The sequence below is a fragment of the Burkholderia plantarii genome, from assembly GCF_001411805.1.
Classification (GTDB): domain Bacteria; phylum Pseudomonadota; class Gammaproteobacteria; order Burkholderiales; family Burkholderiaceae; genus Burkholderia; species Burkholderia plantarii.
In genome coordinates, this window is sequence record NZ_CP007212.1 from 1,225,976 (window position 1) to 1,242,168 (window position 16,193).

A 16,193-nucleotide genomic window follows, 5' to 3' on the forward strand; every position below is an offset into this window, starting at 1 on the left:
CGTCGGCCGCGGCGGCGAGGGCAAGGCGGGGGCGTGCGCGTCATCCGTCGCCGCCGCGCGGCGCCGATGCACTCAGGCGGACGAGGCGCGCGGCCGGCACGCGGCACGCTGCCGGCCTCATCACGCCGAGCGCGCCGTTTTCGCCGCGAACGCGAGCGTGTCGCCGCGCTTCTTCGACGGACCGGTGCCGGCGTCGGCGGGCGGCTCGATGAAGCGCGCGCGGATCGATCGCGCGATGCCGGCGCCGTCGAGGCCGCAGGCGGCGAGCAGCCTGGCCGGGTCGCCATGATCGATGAAGCGGTCGGGCAGGCCCAGTTGCAGCACGGGTCGCAAGAGGCCGGCGGCCGTCAGCGCCTCCAGGCAGGCCGAGCCGGCGCCGCCCATCACGGCGGCTTCCTCGACCGTGACGATCGCGTCGTGCGTCTCGGCGAGCTGGCGCACCAGTTCGGTGTCGAGCGGCTTCACGAAGCGCATGTTGGCCACGGTGGCGTCGAGTTCCTCGGCCGCCGCGAGCGCCGGCGCGACCATCGTGCCGAACGCGAGGATCGCGATGCGCTGGCCTTCCTGCTGCGTGGAGCGGCGCCGCACCTCGCCCTTGCCGACCGGCAGCGCCTCCATCTGCCTGACGGTGGCCACGCCGGTGCCGGCGCCGCGCGGATAGCGCACGGCCGTCGGGTTCGGCTGCTGCAGCGCGGTGTAGAGCATCTGGCGGCATTCGTTCTCGTCCGAGGCGGCCATCACCGTCAGGTTCGGCACGCAGCGCAGGAACGCATGATCGTAGGCGCCCGCGTGCGTCGCGCCGTCGGCGCCGACGATGCCGGCCCGGTCGATCGCGAACACCACCGGCAGGTTCTGCAGCGCGACGTCGTGGATCAACTGGTCGTAGGCGCGCTGCAGGAACGTCGAGTAGATCGCCACCACGGGCCTCAGGCCCTCGGTGGCGAGCCCGGCCGCGAACGTCACGGCGTGCTGCTCGGCGATGCCGACGTCGTAGTAGCGGTCGGGGAAGCGCTTCTCGAACTCGACCATGCCCGAGCCCTCGCGCATCGCCGGCGTGATGCCGACCACGCGCGCGTCGAGCTCGGCGGCGTCGCACAGCCATTCGCCGAACACCTGCGCGTAGGTCTTTTTGGCGGGCGTTGCCGACGGCTTGATGCCCTCGGCCGGATTGAACTTGCCGGGGCCGTGGTAGAGCACCGGGTCGGCCTCGGCGAGCTTGTAGCCGAGGCCCTTCTTCGTCACCACGTGCAGGAACTGCGGGCCCGGCAGGCCCTTGATGTTGCGCAGCGTGGGGATCAGCGCGTCCAGATCGTGGCCGTCGATCGGGCCGAGGTAGTTGAAGCCGAACTCCTCGAACATGGTGGCCGGCAGGATCATGCCTTTCGCGTGCTCCTCGAGCTTGCGGGCCAGGTCGAGCATCGGCGGCGCCACGCTCAGCACGCGCTCCACGCCGGCGCGCGCGGCCGCGTAGAAGCGGCCCGACATCAGGCGCGCGAGATGGCGGTTCAGCGCGCCGACCGGCGGCGAGATCGACATGTCGTTGTCGTTGAGGATCACGATCAGCGGCACGTCGTCGGCCACGCCGGCGTTGTTCAGTGCTTCGAAGGCCATGCCGGCCGTCATCGCGCCGTCGCCGATCACGGCGATCGCGCGGCGCTCGCTGTCCTGCAGCTTCGCGGCGACCGCCATGCCGAACGCCGCCGAGATCGAGGTGCTCGAATGCGCGGTGCCGAACGTGTCGTACACCGACTCGGTGCGCACCGGGAAGCCGGAGATGCCGCCGATCTGGCGCAGCGTGGGCATCTGCTCGCGGCGGCCGGTCAGGATCTTGTGCGGATAGGTCTGGTGGCCGACGTCCCAGACGATGCGGTCGCGCGGCGTGTCGAACACGTAGTGCAGCGCGATCGTCAGTTCGACGGTGCCGAGGTTCGGCGAGAGATGGCCGCCCGTCTTCGAGACGCTGTCGAGCACGAAGGCGCGCAGTTCGTCGGCGAGCGGACGCAGCTGGCGACGATCGAGGCGGCGCAGGTCCGCCGGATCGTCGATGGTGTTCAGCAAGTCGTACATGGTCGTTCCATGGTGGGAGAACCCGCGGCACGGTGCGTCGTCGGTGCGGCGGCTGTCGTGCCGCGTGCCGCGCGCGCGGCGTGATCCGGCCCGAGGTGTCGCGCGGGCCGTAGCCGGGCAGCATCGGCCCGGGCGACAGCCGACCGACGCGCGGGAACCGCGAGCGGCAAGGCGGCCCCACGCGCCACGGCCGACGGCCCGCGCCGACACTCGCGCGATGCCGCCGGGAGCGCATCGGGCTTGCGCGGGCCGATGCATTCATTCCCGTCGGCCGCCCCGTCGCGCATGCGGCCGGCCCGCCCCCCGGGCGCGGCCGCGGTGAAGCGCGCGGTCAGACGATCAGACCGTGGTCGGATCGAGCTTCTCGGTGTCGATGCCGTAGCGCTTGATCGCCTCGCCGACGCGTGCGCGGGCGATCTTGCCGTCGTCGGCGAGCGCCTTCAGCGCGGCCAGCACGATGAAGTGGCGGTCGACCTCGAAGAACGTGCGCAGCGACTCGCGCGTGTCCGAGCGGCCGAAGCCGTCGGTGCCGAGCGAGACGAGCCGGCGGTCCGTGACATACGGGCGGATCTGGTCGCCGACGATCTTCATGTAGTCGGTCGCCACCACCAGCGGCCCCGTGTGGCCGTGCAGGCACTGCTGCACGTAGGGGGTGCGCTGCTCGTCGTCCGGATGCAGCAGGTTCCAGCGTTCGGCCTGCAGCCCTTCGCGGCGCAGCTCGGTCAGGCTCGTGGCGCTCCAGACGTCGCTGTCGATCGAGAAGTCCTGCTTGAGCAGTTCCGCGGCCGCGATCACTTCGCGCAGGATCGAGCCGCTGCCCATCAGCTGCACGCGCGGTGCGTCGGCCTCGGTGGCGGCGCCTTTGCTGAACTGGTAAAGGCCCTTCAGGATGCCGGCCTCGGCGCCTTCCGGCAGCCCCGGGTGCGGGTAGTTCTCGTTGAGCAGCGTGATGTAGTAGAAGACGTCTTCCTGCTCCTGATACATGCGGCGCAGGCCGTCCTGGATGATCACCGCCAGCTCGTAGGAGAAGGTCGGGTCGTACGACACGCAGCAGGGAATCACCGACGACAGCACGTGGCTGTGGCCGTCGTCGTGCTGCAGCCCTTCGCCCATCAGCGTGGTGCGGCCCGAGGTGGCGCCCAGCAGGAAGCCGCGCGTGCGGGCGTCGCCGGCCGCCCAGGCCAGGTCACCCACGCGCTGCAGCCCGAACATCGAATAGAAGATGTAGAACGGGATGGTGGTCAGGCCGTGCGTGCTGTAGGACGTGCCGGCCGCGATCCACGACGAGATCGCGCCCGACTCGTTGATCCCTTCCTGCAGGATCTGGCCGTCCTTGGCTTCCTTGTAGTAGCTGAGCTGGCCGGCATCCTGCGGCGTGTAGAGCTGGCCCATGTACGAGTGGATGCCGATCTGGCGGAACATGCCTTCCATGCCGAACGTGCGCGATTCGTCGGGCACGATCGGCACCACGATCTTGCTCAGGTTCGGATCCTTCAGCAGCGTGGAGAGGATCCGCACGAATGCCATGGTGGTGGAGGCGCCGCGATCGCCGCTGTCCTTCAGCTGGCTCGCGAACGCCGACAGCGGCGGCACGTCGAGGCGCGGCACGTCGCTGAAGCGGGCCGGCACGTGGCCGCCCAGGCTCGCGCGGCGCTGCTCGAAGTAGCGCGCCTCCTCGCTGCCCGGCTCCGGCTTCAGGTAGGCCATCTCGGCCAGTTGCTCGTCGGACAGCGGCAGCGCGAAGCGGTCGCGGAACACGCGCACGGCGTCCGCGCTCATCTTCTTCAACTGGTGGTTGATGTTCTGGCCTTCACCGGCCTCGCCCATCCCGAAGCCCTTGACCGTCTTGGCCAGGATCACGGTCGGCTGGCCCTTGTGATTTACCGCGCGCTCATAGGCGGCGTAGACCTTCTCCGGATCGTGGCCGCCGCGCGAGAGCGCCCAGATCTCGTCGTCGGACATGTCGGCCACCATTTCCAGCAGCTCGGGATACTTGCCGAAGAAATGTTCGCGCACGTAGGCGCCGTTCTGCGACTTGAAAGTCTGGTAATCGCCGTCGACGCACTCCATCATGCGCCGGCGCAGCAGCCCCGTGCGGTCCTGTTCGAGCAGGCGGTCCCAGCCGCTGCCCCACACCACCTTGATGACGTTCCAGCCCGCGGCGCGGAAATTGCCTTCCAGTTCCTGCATCACCTTGCTGTTGCCGCGCACTGGCCCGTCGAGCCGCTGCAGGTTGCAGTTGACGACGAAGATCAGGTTGTCGAGGCTTTCGCGCCCGCCCAGCGAAATCGCCGCCAGCGATTCCGGCTGGTCCATCTCGCCGTCGCCGAGGAAGGCCCACACCTTGCGGCCCTGATGCTGCTTCAGGCCGCGATATTCGAGGTAGCGCATGAAGCGCGCCTGATAGGCGGCCGTCAGCGGCCCCAGCCCCATCGACACGGTCGGGAACTGCCAGAAGTTCGGCATCAGCCGCGGGTGAGGGTAGGACGAGATGCCGTCGCGGCCCGCCTCGCGGCGGAAGTTCTCCAGCTGTTCCTCGCTGATGCGGCCTTCGAGGAACGCGCGGCCATAGATGCCGGGCGCCGAGTGGCCCTGGATGTAGACGAGATCGCCGTCGAACGATTCGGTGCGACCGCGGAAAAAGTGATTGAAGCCCGTTTCATAGAGCACCGCGGCCGAGGCGTAGGTCGCGATGTGTCCGCCCACGTTCGAGTGCCGGCCCGCGCGCAGCACCATCGCCATCGCGTTCCAGCGGATGTAGGCGCCCAGGCGCCGCTCGATGGCGAGGTCGCCCGGATAGTGCGGCTGGTTTTTTGCCGGAATCGTGTTGACGTAAGGGGTCGTGACGCGCGCGTACAGATCGCCGTGCGTGCCCACGTCGTAGTCCAGCAGCTGATCGATCAGATAGTGCGCGCGCGGGCGCCCCTCGACTTCCACTACAGCCTGCATTGCCTCCAGCCACTCGCGGGTTTCCTGTGGGTCAACGTCCGGTAGCGTGGACGGTTGGTTCATGACATAGCTCCATAGAAATAGATGGCCGGGGGGCAGCCCGACCAGATAGCAACGGCAAGCCGCAAGGACTGCGCGCAACGCGAGAGGGGTCGTCTCGTCCAGATATGAGTTGCAATTGCAACGAGAGCGATTGTATCGGCATAGAGTAGAATTGCAACTACAATCGATTCTCCAGGAGCCCCGCCGTGCCCACCCATGAGCCTGATCTCTGGTTCTCGTTTGTCAGGACCCATCGACGACTGATTCGTGAGATCGAGCGCCGCCTGGCCGAGGCGAAACTGCCCGCCTATGCGTGGTACGACATTCTCTGGGGCATCGAAAGCAGCCCCGAAGGCTCGCGCCGCATGCACGAACTGGCCGACTCGCTGGCCGTCGAGCGCTACAACCTGACCCGCCTCGTCGATCGCCTCGAAGCCGAGGGGCTCGTCACCCGCACGCGCTCGGCCGACGACGGCCGCGCCGCCTTCGTGGCGATCACGAAGGAAGGGCGCACGCTGCGCAAGAAGATGTGGAAGATCTACGAGGCCACCGTCGCCGAACTGTTCGTGTCGCAATTCGACGCCGAGCAGCGCCGGCTGTTCGCGAGCGCGCTCGACCGCGCCGCGCATGCCGCGCGCGAAGCCTATTCCTCGAAGGGCGCCGCGGCCTGACGCTTTGAGCCGCGCGGGCTTGAGCCGCGCGGGCTCGCGGCATTCCTTCGAGTCCGGTCGCTGCGCTATCCGCTGATCGCCTGCTGGATGTGGCCCGACAGTTCGGCCACGTGCTGCGAGGCGCCGATGATGAAGCCGCGATCGGCGCCGTCGCGCGAGAAGCGCACCACCTTGCCGCCGAGCGCGGGGATGATGACCTGCGCGGCCGACACGTCGGTGCTGGCGCCGTCGAACGACACGGTGCCGCCGAACCTGCCGGTGGCGATCTTGATCGTGTCGATCACGGGCGACCAGGTGGCGAGCAGCCGCTTCGAATGCCGCTCGACGATTTCCCGGATCTGCCGCGCGAGCGGATCGTCCCGCATCGCGTGGCCCTGCATCCAGCCGATCGTCGAGTGCCTGAGGGACTGGCCGGTGGACAGCTCGCGCAGCGGCACCTGATTGTGGAAGATCGGCCCGTTGCGAATGCCGTGGACCATCTCGTCCTGATAGGCGTCGTAGAGGATCGCGGCGACCGGCTCGTCCAGATGGCAGAGCGTGAGCGTGACGCCGAACAGCGGGATCGCCGATAGGTAGTTGTGCGTACCATCGAGCGGATCGACGATCCAGCTCCAGTCGGCGGTGCCCCCCGATACCGCCGACTTCGCCGAATGGATCGGATGGGAGCCGTCGATGCAGCGGATCCCCTTGATGATCAGCTTCTCGCAGGCGAGGTTGACCTCGTCCACGATGCAGTCGAAGTCGGCCAGTTCCGACACGCGCACGTCGGTGAAGAACCGGCGCTTGGCGAGCTTGCCGGCATCGTGGACCGGCCGCAGCATCGCCTCGATGTATTGCTGCGCCTCGCCGTGCGGGAATTTCGAATTTATGGTTGTCATAACAAAATTCCATGTCCTGATGGGTACACGGCGACGCGCGGCGACGGCACGGCATCGGGCAACGCCCGGCGCGTGATCGGCCGGCCTACTTGTCGAGCGTCGCGCCCTTGCGTTCACGCACCACGATGACCAGGTCTCCGCAGGACGGCCCGGTCAGCCGTTCGCCCGTCTCGAGGCTGAACTGCGAGAAGTGCAGCGGGCAGGCGATGGTCTTCTTCTGCCGGTTGATCACGCCGTGCGTGAGCCAGCCGTGGCGATGCGGGCAGTGCTTCGGGATCGTCACGTCCACGTCGTCGAGGTGGATCGTGAAGGTTTCGTTTTCTTCGTAGTCGTCGAGATTGTTCATGTGCGTTGGTGGCGCGCGCGGCGCGGCGCACGCGCGAGGGTTCGCGCGCGCCGCTCCGGCGGCCGCTTCTCCGGAGTGGATGGTGACGAAGGCCCGGTCACGACGACGTGCGCCGCGCCGAAAAGGGCGCGGCGCACGTGCCGCTCACGAGTACTCGCTGGCGTAGTGCCGGGCCTTGCTGACGGACGCCTCGAACGCCTGGGTGGTGATTTCCCGGCCGAAGCACACGCCCTGCCATGCCTTCGCGCAGTCGAGCTGCCCGGACTTGTCCATCGCGCGCAGCAGGCGGTGGCCTTCGATGGCATGGAACACGTCGATGTGGACGTGCTCGCTGTAGTAGTGGTGCGCGCTGACGCCGAGCCGCTCGCAGGCACGCGTGTAGCAGAGGAAGAACGAGGGGATGATGCTCTCGAAGTAGGTGATGACGCCGGCGAAGTACGACGGATCGTCGGCCCGCACCGACAGCCAGTAGAACATGTTGACGAACGCGAGCGCGTCCGGCGAGACGTTGTCGATGTAGTAGTTCAGGTCGGTCGGCAGCCCCAGTTCGTCGAGCAGCTTGATGTAGAGCGCGGTGTGCGAGCGCTGCAGGTTGCCCGAGCCGAACTCGTCGACCATCATCCGCAGTACCGGCATCTGCGCCTCCAGCGAGAGCCGCGGCATCAGGAAATAGAACACCTGGGCCTCGGTCAGGCCGTCGGTGGCGAATTCCTGCACCAGGATCCGGAATTCGTCGAGCGACATCTGCTCGGCCACGTAGCGCACGCTCTCGGCGTCGTCCTCCTCGTCCTGCTTGATCAGCGCCGCGAGGCGCTTCTGCAGTTCCGCGAGATCGGCCGGCAGGTCGGCAGGCGAGACCCGGCTGATCGTCGAGCTGGTCCAGTCCCGTTCGAAGGCGAGCAGCCGCTCCTCGACGGGGATGAGGCGCTTGGTTTGCGCGCGATTGGCGATGTACAACGCCCTTTGCAGTTCACTCATGACAGATTCACCTCCACAGCCACGATTTGATTCGACGCGAGGATGCCGCGCTCGGTCAGTTCCTCCTTGATGTGCCGGTACCAGTCTTCCTGGTCCAGCCCGAACCTCACCGTCAGCTCGCCGATGAACTCGCGCAGCGCCGGGTCCGACGAGCGCGTCGCCAGCCGGCACACGGCCGGTTCGAGGTTGGCGAGCGAGACGGTCTGGCCGTCCGACTCCAGGCCGGTGCAGAGCCAGTGCTCCCAGCCCAGGTAGTAGGCCAGCCCTGCGTTGCGCAGGCGGTCGATGTCGGTCTGGCTGCGCAGCTCGGGCGGGGAGTCCTTGATCCCGACCACGCGCGGCAGCCGGGCGATCTCGAGCAGGGTCTCGAGCGTTGCCGTGTTCTGCGACAGCGAGGTTTCGTTGTAGATGTACAGCTTCAGGTCGGTCGCGTCGTGGACGGCGGTGAAGTGCGCGACCATCTCGGCCTGCGACACCGCCGTGCCGAACGGCGTCGGGAACATCACGGCCTGCGCGCCGAGCGCCTGCGCCTTGGTGGCGTAGCGCACCACTTCGGCGGTGGTCGCCCGCTCGATGCCGGCGATCACGCGCTGGCCGCCGGCCACGGCCAGCGTCGCGCGCAGCATCGCTTCCCAGCGCGTTTCGTCGAGCAGCCAGCCCTCGCCCGAGGTGAGGCAGGCGATGAAGCCGGTGGCGTGGCGCGTGGTGTTCGCGATCAGCCGCGCGACGCCGGTCGGGCAGACTTCGCCCTGTTCGGTGAGCGGCGTGACGAGCGGCACGTAGAGCGCGGAATCAGTTGACATGGAACCACTCCTCGCCCGTCAGCAGAAACGCCTTCGAGCGGTGATAGAGGTTTTCGAGCTCGGTCGGGAAGCTGCCCGCGGCCGACGCCTCGTCGAATGAACCGAGATGCTCGGCCAGGCACGGCAGGCTGCGCAGCGCCGGATCGTGCGTGTAGAGCTTGGCCTCGGCGGCCAGCACCTGCGCCACCAGCAGCTTCTGCTCGGCACGCAGGTGGGCGAGCCGCTCGTCCGAGTACGCGGTCAGCAGGTGGCGCGTCTCGTAGCCCTGCCGCACGAATGTCATGTCGGTGTGCAGCACATCCATGAACGGGTAGTAGTCGTCCTGGGTTTCGCGCGGCTGCCGCCAGATGACCGAGTCGCAGATGCCGATCTGCTCGAAATTCATCCTGGCCCCGATCGTGAAGTGGCCATGGAAGAAGTCCAGCGAACGCGTGCGGATCACCCGGTCGCCATGATGCATGCCGAGGAACAGCGAGGCATCGATGAACGGCATCGTGTTACGCATGATAGCTCTCCAGCGCCGACTTCATCGCGGCCATCGCCTGGCGGAAGATCTCCGGGTCGCGCGCGAGCGCGATGCGCACGAAGCGCTGGCCGCGTTCCGGATGCTTCCAGTAGAAATACTTGCCCGGCAGCACGTAGACGTTGGACTTCAGCAGGTGAGCATGCAGCTCGTCGGCCGAGACGCGTTCGTCGACGATGCGGAACCAGCCCACGCTGGTCTCCACCTTCGGCTCGCAGTAGGACAGGATCTTGCCGTTCAGGTGCTGGATCGCGCTGGCGCGGTTGATCGCCAGCACTTCGCGCACCGAGCGGAAGCCGTCATTGACGCTGTCCTTGATGTATTGCGTGACGACGTTGAGGATGAACGGCGAGACGTTCAGCAGCACGCTCGTGACGATGCTGTAGATGTCGGCGTTGAGGTTGCGGCTCGAGGTGACGGTCGCGCACTTGGCGTCCTGCAGCGGCCAGGTCTTGCCGGTGTCCTCCATCGCGATGTAGCTCACGCCGGCGTCTTCCATGATCGCGTAGGCGTCGATGCGCTCGCGCCCGGAGGTCAGGATGAACGCCGAGAAGCAGAAGTCGAGGATCAGGATCTTGCCGTGGTCCTTGCAGTAGCGGACCACTTCCCTGAACGGCTCGGCGCCGTCGGCGAACAGGCTCGCGCCGGTCGGGTTGTTCGGATCGACGAGGAAGATCGCGTCGATCTGCGAGGCGTGCTTCTGCAGGTTGGCGTAGATCCGCCCGGGCTGCTCGAACAGCGATTCGTCGAGCGCCGACATCGGCACTTCCATGTGCTTGAGCAGGTCGTGCAGGTTGTCGAAGCACGGCTCGATCAGGCCCACGCGCAGGTTGCGCTTGCGCAGGAAGGTGGCCGTGATGTGCATCGCGATCGACGCGGCATAGACCAGGTAGATCTCGTCCTTGCGTTGCAGCGCGCGGTGCTGGCCGTGCAGCCGATAGAACGCCTCGATGAAGGCCTGCTCGGCCTGGTGCTGGGTTTCCGACGCGGCCTTGTACCAGAGGTACGGCAGGCTTTCGACGATGCCCTTCTGCGACGGGCTCTGGCCTTGGTGGGTGTGCGCGTCGGCGAGGTTGAAGCGCGTCTTCAGCGCCGAAATCTCGTGCTGCGTGATGTCTTCCTTGGCCTGGTTGTCGGTATCGGCGATGTGTTCGGTAAGGACGTCCATGATCTCAGTCTCTCAGGTATCCAGCGTGGTCCGGGCGGGCACGCTGTCTTGTCAAAGGGCGAGCACGCGGGCCGGCGGGTGGCGCCGTGGCAATCGGCGTTCCCTCGTGGCCGCGTGTCTCGTCACGGCGTGGTTACATGAGGCTTGCTCGACAATGGGCCAGTGTCGCGATTCGGGCACCCGGCACGCGGCGACGCGTGCCGGGCTTACCGCTGAGGCCGCCGGGCGCGCTGGCGCGGCGGAGGGCGAACATGCCGGGCCGGAAGGCCGACGGCTGACGCCGATAGAGTTTGAGCGTATTGGAGCGACTTCGTCTTTCAAACATGCCATCCTCGCAATGCTGGCCATCGGTACGACAGTGCTCTTGACGTGGCACTTCGGTTCTCGTGGAGCCGGTGGTCGAACAACGGCTCCCGTGATTCGTTCGCGGCGCCGGCTTCAGGCCGCCTTGTCTTCCCACGGCGCGTGGGACGTATAGGAAATGCCGTACTTCACGCCGAGCTCGCCGAGGTTGGTCAGGTCGATGTCGTTGCCCATCGTCGAGAGCACTTCGACGAATTCGTCGAAGCCGCCCGGCAGATAGGTGTTGATCGTCTTGCTGACGGTGTCGCCGGCGTTGTAGAACGAATGCGGTACGTTGCGGGGCAGCAGCACCGTGTCGCCGGGTTCGGCGATCAGGGTTTGCTTGTCGCACCAGATCTGGTACTTGCCCTCGACGATGTAGAACATCTCGTCCTCGTTCTTGTGCAGATGGAACGGCACGCCGTAACCGGGCGGCACGCACTCCTCGAAGATGGCGAACCGGCCGCCGGTGGCCTTGCGGCTCATGCGGATGGTGATGTCGACCGTGTCGAGGACGCGGATGACCTTGTTTTCCTGTTTGGGCGAAACGACGATCTTGCCGAAAGCGCTCATGGTTGGATGTCTCCAGATTGCGGGGTGAGTTAACGCTCGGTTACATCTAGAACCTCGAGCCACTGGGCCGGGGCTTTAGTGTCGAATTGCTCGAAGATGTCGTTGATCTTTCGTCTCATCTTGATCCCCGGCATGTCCGATGCCATGTGGAATTCCTCGGTCAGCGTCAGCGGCGTGTCCCAGTCGGTCGTCTCCAGGATGCCGCGATCCTCGTTCGTGACGGCGCGGTCCCATGCCACGATGTCATCCAGGTCCGGATCGCGGTCGGCGTCGTTGCGGAACGCGAACTGCACGAACAGCGACTGGCGGTCGTTGATCGGCGTGGCCCAGGTGATGATCGTGTGGACCAATTGGTTGGGGTACTGGATGCGCATCCGGCGGCCGAACGGCGCGAACCAGTTGTGCTCCATGTAGCGCGTGGTCTGCTCGCTGCCGATCCCGAGGTTGTCCTTCTGCAGGCCCGGGTTGTTCACGAGCACGTCGCTGTACATGTTGAAACCCGTCTCGGTGTCCTCGTAGCGGGCCGGCGCCGGCTCCGGCATCTCGGCCAGCCCGAAGGTCTTGCGATGGACGAACGCGAAATGCGAGTTGTCGAGCCCGTTCTCGAGGATGCGCAGCCCGCTGCAGTTCCACACCTCCATGAACTCGTGGATCTGGTAGAAGCCGGGATCGGCGGCCTCGGGAAAATCGGGGATGTCGTGGATCGGTTCGTCGAGCGCGACCCACACGTAGCCGTATTTCGTCCGGCAGCGGTAATGGTCGACGACGATCCGCTCCGACGGCTTCTTCATCGGCATTTGCGGAATCCGCACGCAGGCGCCGACGCCGTTGTAGGTCCAGCCGTGATACGGGCACACCAGGTTGCCCTGATCGACCCAGCCGCTCGACAGCCGGGCCGAGCGATGCGGGCACTTGTCCCTGACCACGCCGAATTCGTTCTCGCCGGTGCGCCAGAGCGCGAGCGGCTCGCCGAGGATGGTCACGGCCAGCGGGGCGTCCGTCACGTCCACCGCGCGGGCCACCGGGTACCAGAAACGGCGCAGCGAGTTGTGTTGTGTCGTCAGCATATCGATCCAGGTAGGAGCGCGCTCCGGGTGTGAACGCCGGAGACGTTGAACGGTATCCAACGGCGGCCGATGGGGCTGCCATCGGCCGCCGGTACGCCACGTCTTGCCCGGGCGCCGGCGGGCGGGCCGTGCCCGCCGGGGCGATCGAGCGACACCGCCCGCGCGCTCGCCGGCCGCCGGCGAACCGGGCTGTTCCTGGGATGGCTCATGCGGCTGTCTCACTCCAGTTGACGGTGCGGCATCTGCAGGCAGACACGACTCAGGCGCCGCGCATCGGTCACGGATCGCGCGGCTGCCGGATCGGCCGGATCAGCCGGCGCGGCGCCGTGGACCCCGTTCACGAAACCGGTATTTTGTTATTCCGGTTTCGCCATTTATTACGCGAATTTCGATATCGAGATCCTGTTTTGTTTCCGGATTCAGAAAATCATGTAACTGCCGTAATTTTCCGCGGCCGTGTTTTCGAATCCAGGCTTTTGGAAAGTTTCCGTAGCCTGCTCTGAGTTTGATATTTAAAAAACTGTACGTAGGTGCAGGTTTTTATTTCCAGTGCCGATCGGGAATTCCGGTGGAATTTGCGAAAGCCAGACAAATAAAGGGTTTGCCGGGGATGTTGTGGCGCACCAATCGACTGCTATATAACAATATGAAACGAATTGCGGAATTCAGGCGGTTTGCCGAGTTGGACATTGATATGGCGTTTGCAACGGATTGCCGTTTCCCTGATATACGTAGTATTGCGTAATTCGCCGCGTACTGATGCGGCGCATGATTGATTCGATTGATGCGGCTTACGTCGCTTTTTCGATCCGGATCAGCAAGTCGATTTTTTGCGAACCTGCATGCGGGCGACATGGCGTGACGCGCGGGGGGTGTCGGACAATGCCCGGGTCACCGCGCGATGCTTCCGAAAGCCGGCAGGGTGGCCGACTTTGCGATGTGTCCACGGTATCGGCCGGCTCCTGGCGGCGCACTGTCGGGACCTGCGGCGCATCCCGCCACCGCGATTGCCGGAATTTGCAATAGCCGAATATGAATAACAAAATGATTTAAGTGTCGGTTCCGCCTATTTTCCAGGCCGGCATGTTGCTGTCATGGAATTGGCATCCGCCGATTTGAACGAGGCGGAGAAATTCTGGAAACCGATTCCCGACATCGACAATTTCAGGAAAACCGCCGAGAATCCGGATCATGTGACATAATTGTCAATTACAAATGCATTACGGCGCGCCGGGCCGGTGAAGCACAGCCGGCGGCGGATATCGCGGCATTCACGCCGGCCTGCCAGGCCGGCAACCGGCCGATCCGGCGAGTCAGTCAAGCGGCATTCATGCCGGAGCGCCGCCTCCGGCACCGCAAAAACCAACAAGACAGGAGACCGCAGTCCATGCAGCCATTCTCCGTCGTCGCGAGCGCGAGGCAGATTGTCGAGCTGAAATCCCGTGGATCGTTGGTGATCCGCATCGCGCGGCCGGCCGTGCCCGGCCGCGCCTCGTGTTTCTCATGCGCCGGGCCGCGTGGCATCGGTCCCAGGCACGCGCGCGCCACGCGGCGCGCGCCGGTACGCGCCGGCCCCGGGCGCGAACGCGCGAGGGCGCGCGGCGCATCGCTGGCGGCCGGCTTGCCTGCGCGGGGGTAACGCATGATGGGCGGTGAAACCAACAAGGCCTCGCCGTTGATCCGGCTGGGCGACGACCCGAGCCTGGCCGTACTGATCGAGCATCTGCCCGCCGAGATCGATTACCCGTTCGCCTATGCCATGATCGACAAGAATTCGCTGGAGATCGGCTGCTTTCTTTCGAGCTATCCGATCGCCCTGCAGCAGGAATACCGGCGCCGCGCGTTTCATCGCGTCGATCCGGTGGTCCTGCACGCGATCCAGAGCGTCGCGCCGTTTTCGTGGGCCGAGGCGTTCAGGCAGCAGCGGCTGCCCGACCAGTCGGAATTCGAGGTGTTGCGCCGCGAGTTCGAACTGCACGACGGCTACGTGTTCACGGTCCACGATCCGTACCAGTACATGGGCATGCTCAGCTTCTTCAATCGCGGCGGGCGGCCCGAGTTCCGGGCCGAGATCGAGCGCGTGAAAGGCGCGATCCAGCTCGCGCTGGTGCTGTTTCACAGCAGGATCAACGCGAAGCCGCCCGACTCGCGGCACCGGGTCGAGTCGCTCACGCTACGCGAGCGCACCGTGCTCAAATGGGCCGCCATGGGCAAGTCGTACAACGAGATCGCCGACATCTGCGGGATTCGCGAGCGGACCGTCAAGTACCACATGGCGAACGTCGTGCAGAAGCTCGACGTGTCGACCGCCAAGCAGGCCGTGATCGTCGCGTCGCGGCTCGGGCTGGCCGCGTTGAGCGAGGGCTGACGGGCTTGGCGCTCGCGCGGCACGGCGTGGGCGCGGTGCGCGTCGCGCGCGGGCCGCCACGAGCCGCTGCGGCTCGCGCGGCCCGGCACGGTGGGGGCTGCGAGCGGGCGGGGCGCCGCGTTCACGCGGACGCGCCGCCGGCATGCGCGCGGGGCGGGACGAGTTCGCCAAGCCCGTAGAGGTCGAGCGCCCGGGCCAGATCCGCGCCGTCGAACTGCCCTTGCTGGCTCAGCGCGTTGAGGGCGCGGTAGGCGATCCAGCGCCGGTCCGGACACCGGTTCGGCGCGAAGGTGTCGGCGCCGAGCACGGCGAACGGCGCGTCGAGGTAGGCGCCCAGCTGGGCGGCGACGAATTCGGCATAGGCCGTCACGGCGACCACCGGCTGGCGGTTGCGGTTCAGGCAGGCATGCAGGTGCGAGGTGCGGCGCGCGCAGCTGCCGAGGCTGGCGTTCCAGCGCTGCGCGTCGGCCGCGTCGCGCGCGAGCCGGGTGTAGCTCGGGCAGCTCCACACCTCGCTCTCGACGCCCCAGTCGTCCTTGAGCAGTTGCGCCGCGGCGCGTACCTCGCGCAGCACGAGCCCGGCGCCGAGCAGCCGGACGTGGGGCTGCGACGCGCGCGGTTCCGACAGGCGATACATGCCGAGGTAGGCCTGGGTCCGGTCGCAGCGGAACGTCTCGATCGGTTCGCCGTGCAGCGTCAGGTAGCAGAAGCCCGGCTCGCCCTTCATGTAGAGGTCGTGCAGCGCGCCGGCCACGATCGCCTTGACCTCCTCGCCGCAGGCCGGATCGAACGGCATGCACTGGCGGTTCGAGGCGAGCCAGAGCGGCAGCCACGGATGCGCGCCCTTGGCCCAGCGGGACGGCGACGATTCGATGTCGTTCAGGATGATGCCGCGCTCGGCCGTCTGCGCGGTCAGCATCGAGAGATGGCGCGAGGTGGGCGACTGCGTGAGATAGAACAGCGGGCGCTCGTCGTTGCGCGCACGTTCGCTGATCCACAGCGGCCACGCGCCGATCGCCGCGTTGCGCTGCTGCTGGTCCGCGCGGTCGTCGACGAACCAGAACTGCCCGTCGACCACGGCGTCCTGATGCAGGTTGCGGATCAGTTCCGACGCGATGAGCAGCGGAGAATCGTGGCCGCCTTCGTCGCCGCGGGTGTCCTCGACGCAGCGGATGCAGGCCTGCGCGGCATGCTCCGTGTGTCGGGTGCGTTTGAGAAGCATCGTGTCCATTCTGGAGCCTCGGATGGCGTGGCTGCGTGAGTCGTGCGCGGCGCCGATGCGATCGGATCGGCGCCGCGTGTCGGGCAAGGCTGGTCTCGTCGCGCCAACGTGTACGGACCTGGCGTGGCCGCGTCGAAGGGCGTGCCCGCGTGGATTCGCGGGCTATGGTCAGGGCGCGCCGGCCGGGCCGGGCGCG

General features: G+C 66.6%; 13 protein-coding genes. 2 read left to right on the forward strand and 11 right to left on the reverse strand.

Going from position 1 to position 16,193, the window contains the following annotated elements:
* Positions 1–120: 120 nt before the first annotated feature.
* Positions 121–2,067 (reverse strand): 1-deoxy-D-xylulose-5-phosphate synthase, encoded by a 1,947-nt coding sequence (gene dxs / locus bpln_RS05365; protein WP_055138258.1) that lies wholly within the window; start codon positions 2,065–2,067, stop codon positions 121–123.
* Between the two features lie 339 nt (positions 2,068–2,406).
* Positions 2,407–5,079, reverse strand: coding sequence for a pyruvate dehydrogenase (acetyl-transferring), homodimeric type (gene aceE, locus bpln_RS05370; protein ID WP_055138259.1), 2,673 nt, complete (start codon positions 5,077–5,079; stop codon positions 2,407–2,409).
* A gap of 185 nt (positions 5,080–5,264) precedes the next feature.
* Here aceE and bpln_RS05375 point away from each other — a divergent pair, with 185 nt between their 5' ends.
* Positions 5,265–5,729 (forward strand): MarR family winged helix-turn-helix transcriptional regulator, encoded by a 465-nt coding sequence (locus tag bpln_RS05375; RefSeq protein WP_042624312.1) that lies wholly within the window; start codon positions 5,265–5,267, stop codon positions 5,727–5,729.
* Between the two features lie 65 nt (positions 5,730–5,794).
* Here bpln_RS05375 and bpln_RS05380 read toward each other — a convergent pair whose 3' ends face one another.
* The 8 genes from bpln_RS05380 to bpln_RS05415 all read right to left on the reverse strand — a co-directional run bounded on the left by bpln_RS05380 (position 5,795) and on the right by bpln_RS05415 (position 12,407).
* Positions 5,795–6,607 carry an inositol monophosphatase family protein gene (locus tag bpln_RS05380; RefSeq protein ID WP_055138260.1) on the reverse strand — a complete coding sequence of 271 codons (813 nt, stop codon included), beginning with the start codon at positions 6,605–6,607 and terminating at the stop codon, positions 5,795–5,797.
* A gap of 85 nt (positions 6,608–6,692) precedes the next feature.
* Entirely contained in the window at positions 6,693–6,953 is a 261-nt protein-coding gene (locus bpln_RS05385; RefSeq protein ID WP_055138261.1) for a Rieske (2Fe-2S) protein, read from the reverse strand.
* Between the two features lie 144 nt (positions 6,954–7,097).
* Positions 7,098–7,931 (reverse strand): iron-containing redox enzyme family protein, encoded by an 834-nt coding sequence (locus tag bpln_RS05390; RefSeq protein WP_055138262.1) that lies wholly within the window; start codon positions 7,929–7,931, stop codon positions 7,098–7,100.
* On the reverse strand, positions 7,928–8,734 hold the full coding sequence (locus tag bpln_RS05395) for a dihydrodipicolinate synthase family protein (protein ID WP_055138263.1): 807 nt from the start codon (positions 8,732–8,734) through the stop codon (positions 7,928–7,930). The genes bpln_RS05390 and bpln_RS05395 overlap by 4 nt, the downstream gene beginning before the upstream one ends.
* Positions 8,724–9,239 (reverse strand): DUF6190 family protein, encoded by a 516-nt coding sequence (locus bpln_RS05400; protein ID WP_244132094.1) that lies wholly within the window; start codon positions 9,237–9,239, stop codon positions 8,724–8,726. Before bpln_RS05400 ends, bpln_RS05395 begins: the two co-directional genes overlap by 11 nt.
* Positions 9,232–10,425 (reverse strand): pyridoxal phosphate-dependent aminotransferase, encoded by a 1,194-nt coding sequence (locus tag bpln_RS05405; protein ID WP_042624318.1) that lies wholly within the window; start codon positions 10,423–10,425, stop codon positions 9,232–9,234. The genes bpln_RS05400 and bpln_RS05405 overlap by 8 nt, the downstream gene beginning before the upstream one ends.
* 438 nt (positions 10,426–10,863) lie before the next feature.
* Positions 10,864–11,340 carry a cupin domain-containing protein gene (locus tag bpln_RS05410; protein WP_042624319.1) on the reverse strand — a complete coding sequence of 159 codons (477 nt, stop codon included), beginning with the start codon at positions 11,338–11,340 and terminating at the stop codon, positions 10,864–10,866.
* Positions 11,341–11,369: 29 nt separating this feature from the next.
* A complete protein-coding gene (locus tag bpln_RS05415) occupies positions 11,370–12,407 on the reverse strand; it encodes an aromatic ring-hydroxylating oxygenase subunit alpha (protein ID WP_055138265.1) in 1,038 nt (345 codons plus the stop codon).
* 1,642 nt (positions 12,408–14,049) lie between these two features.
* Between bpln_RS05415 and bpln_RS05420 the strand changes: the two genes are divergently transcribed.
* Positions 14,050–14,775: a LuxR family transcriptional regulator gene (locus tag bpln_RS05420; protein ID WP_042624321.1), complete on the forward strand. Its 726-nt coding sequence runs from the start codon at positions 14,050–14,052 to the stop codon at positions 14,773–14,775.
* A 121-nt stretch (positions 14,776–14,896) separates the two neighbouring features.
* On the opposite strand, the gene bpln_RS05425 is transcribed toward bpln_RS05420, so the two are convergent.
* Positions 14,897–16,006: a transketolase-like TK C-terminal-containing protein gene (locus bpln_RS05425; protein ID WP_055138266.1), complete on the reverse strand. Its 1,110-nt coding sequence runs from the start codon at positions 16,004–16,006 to the stop codon at positions 14,897–14,899.
* Positions 16,007–16,193 lie beyond the last annotated feature (187 nt).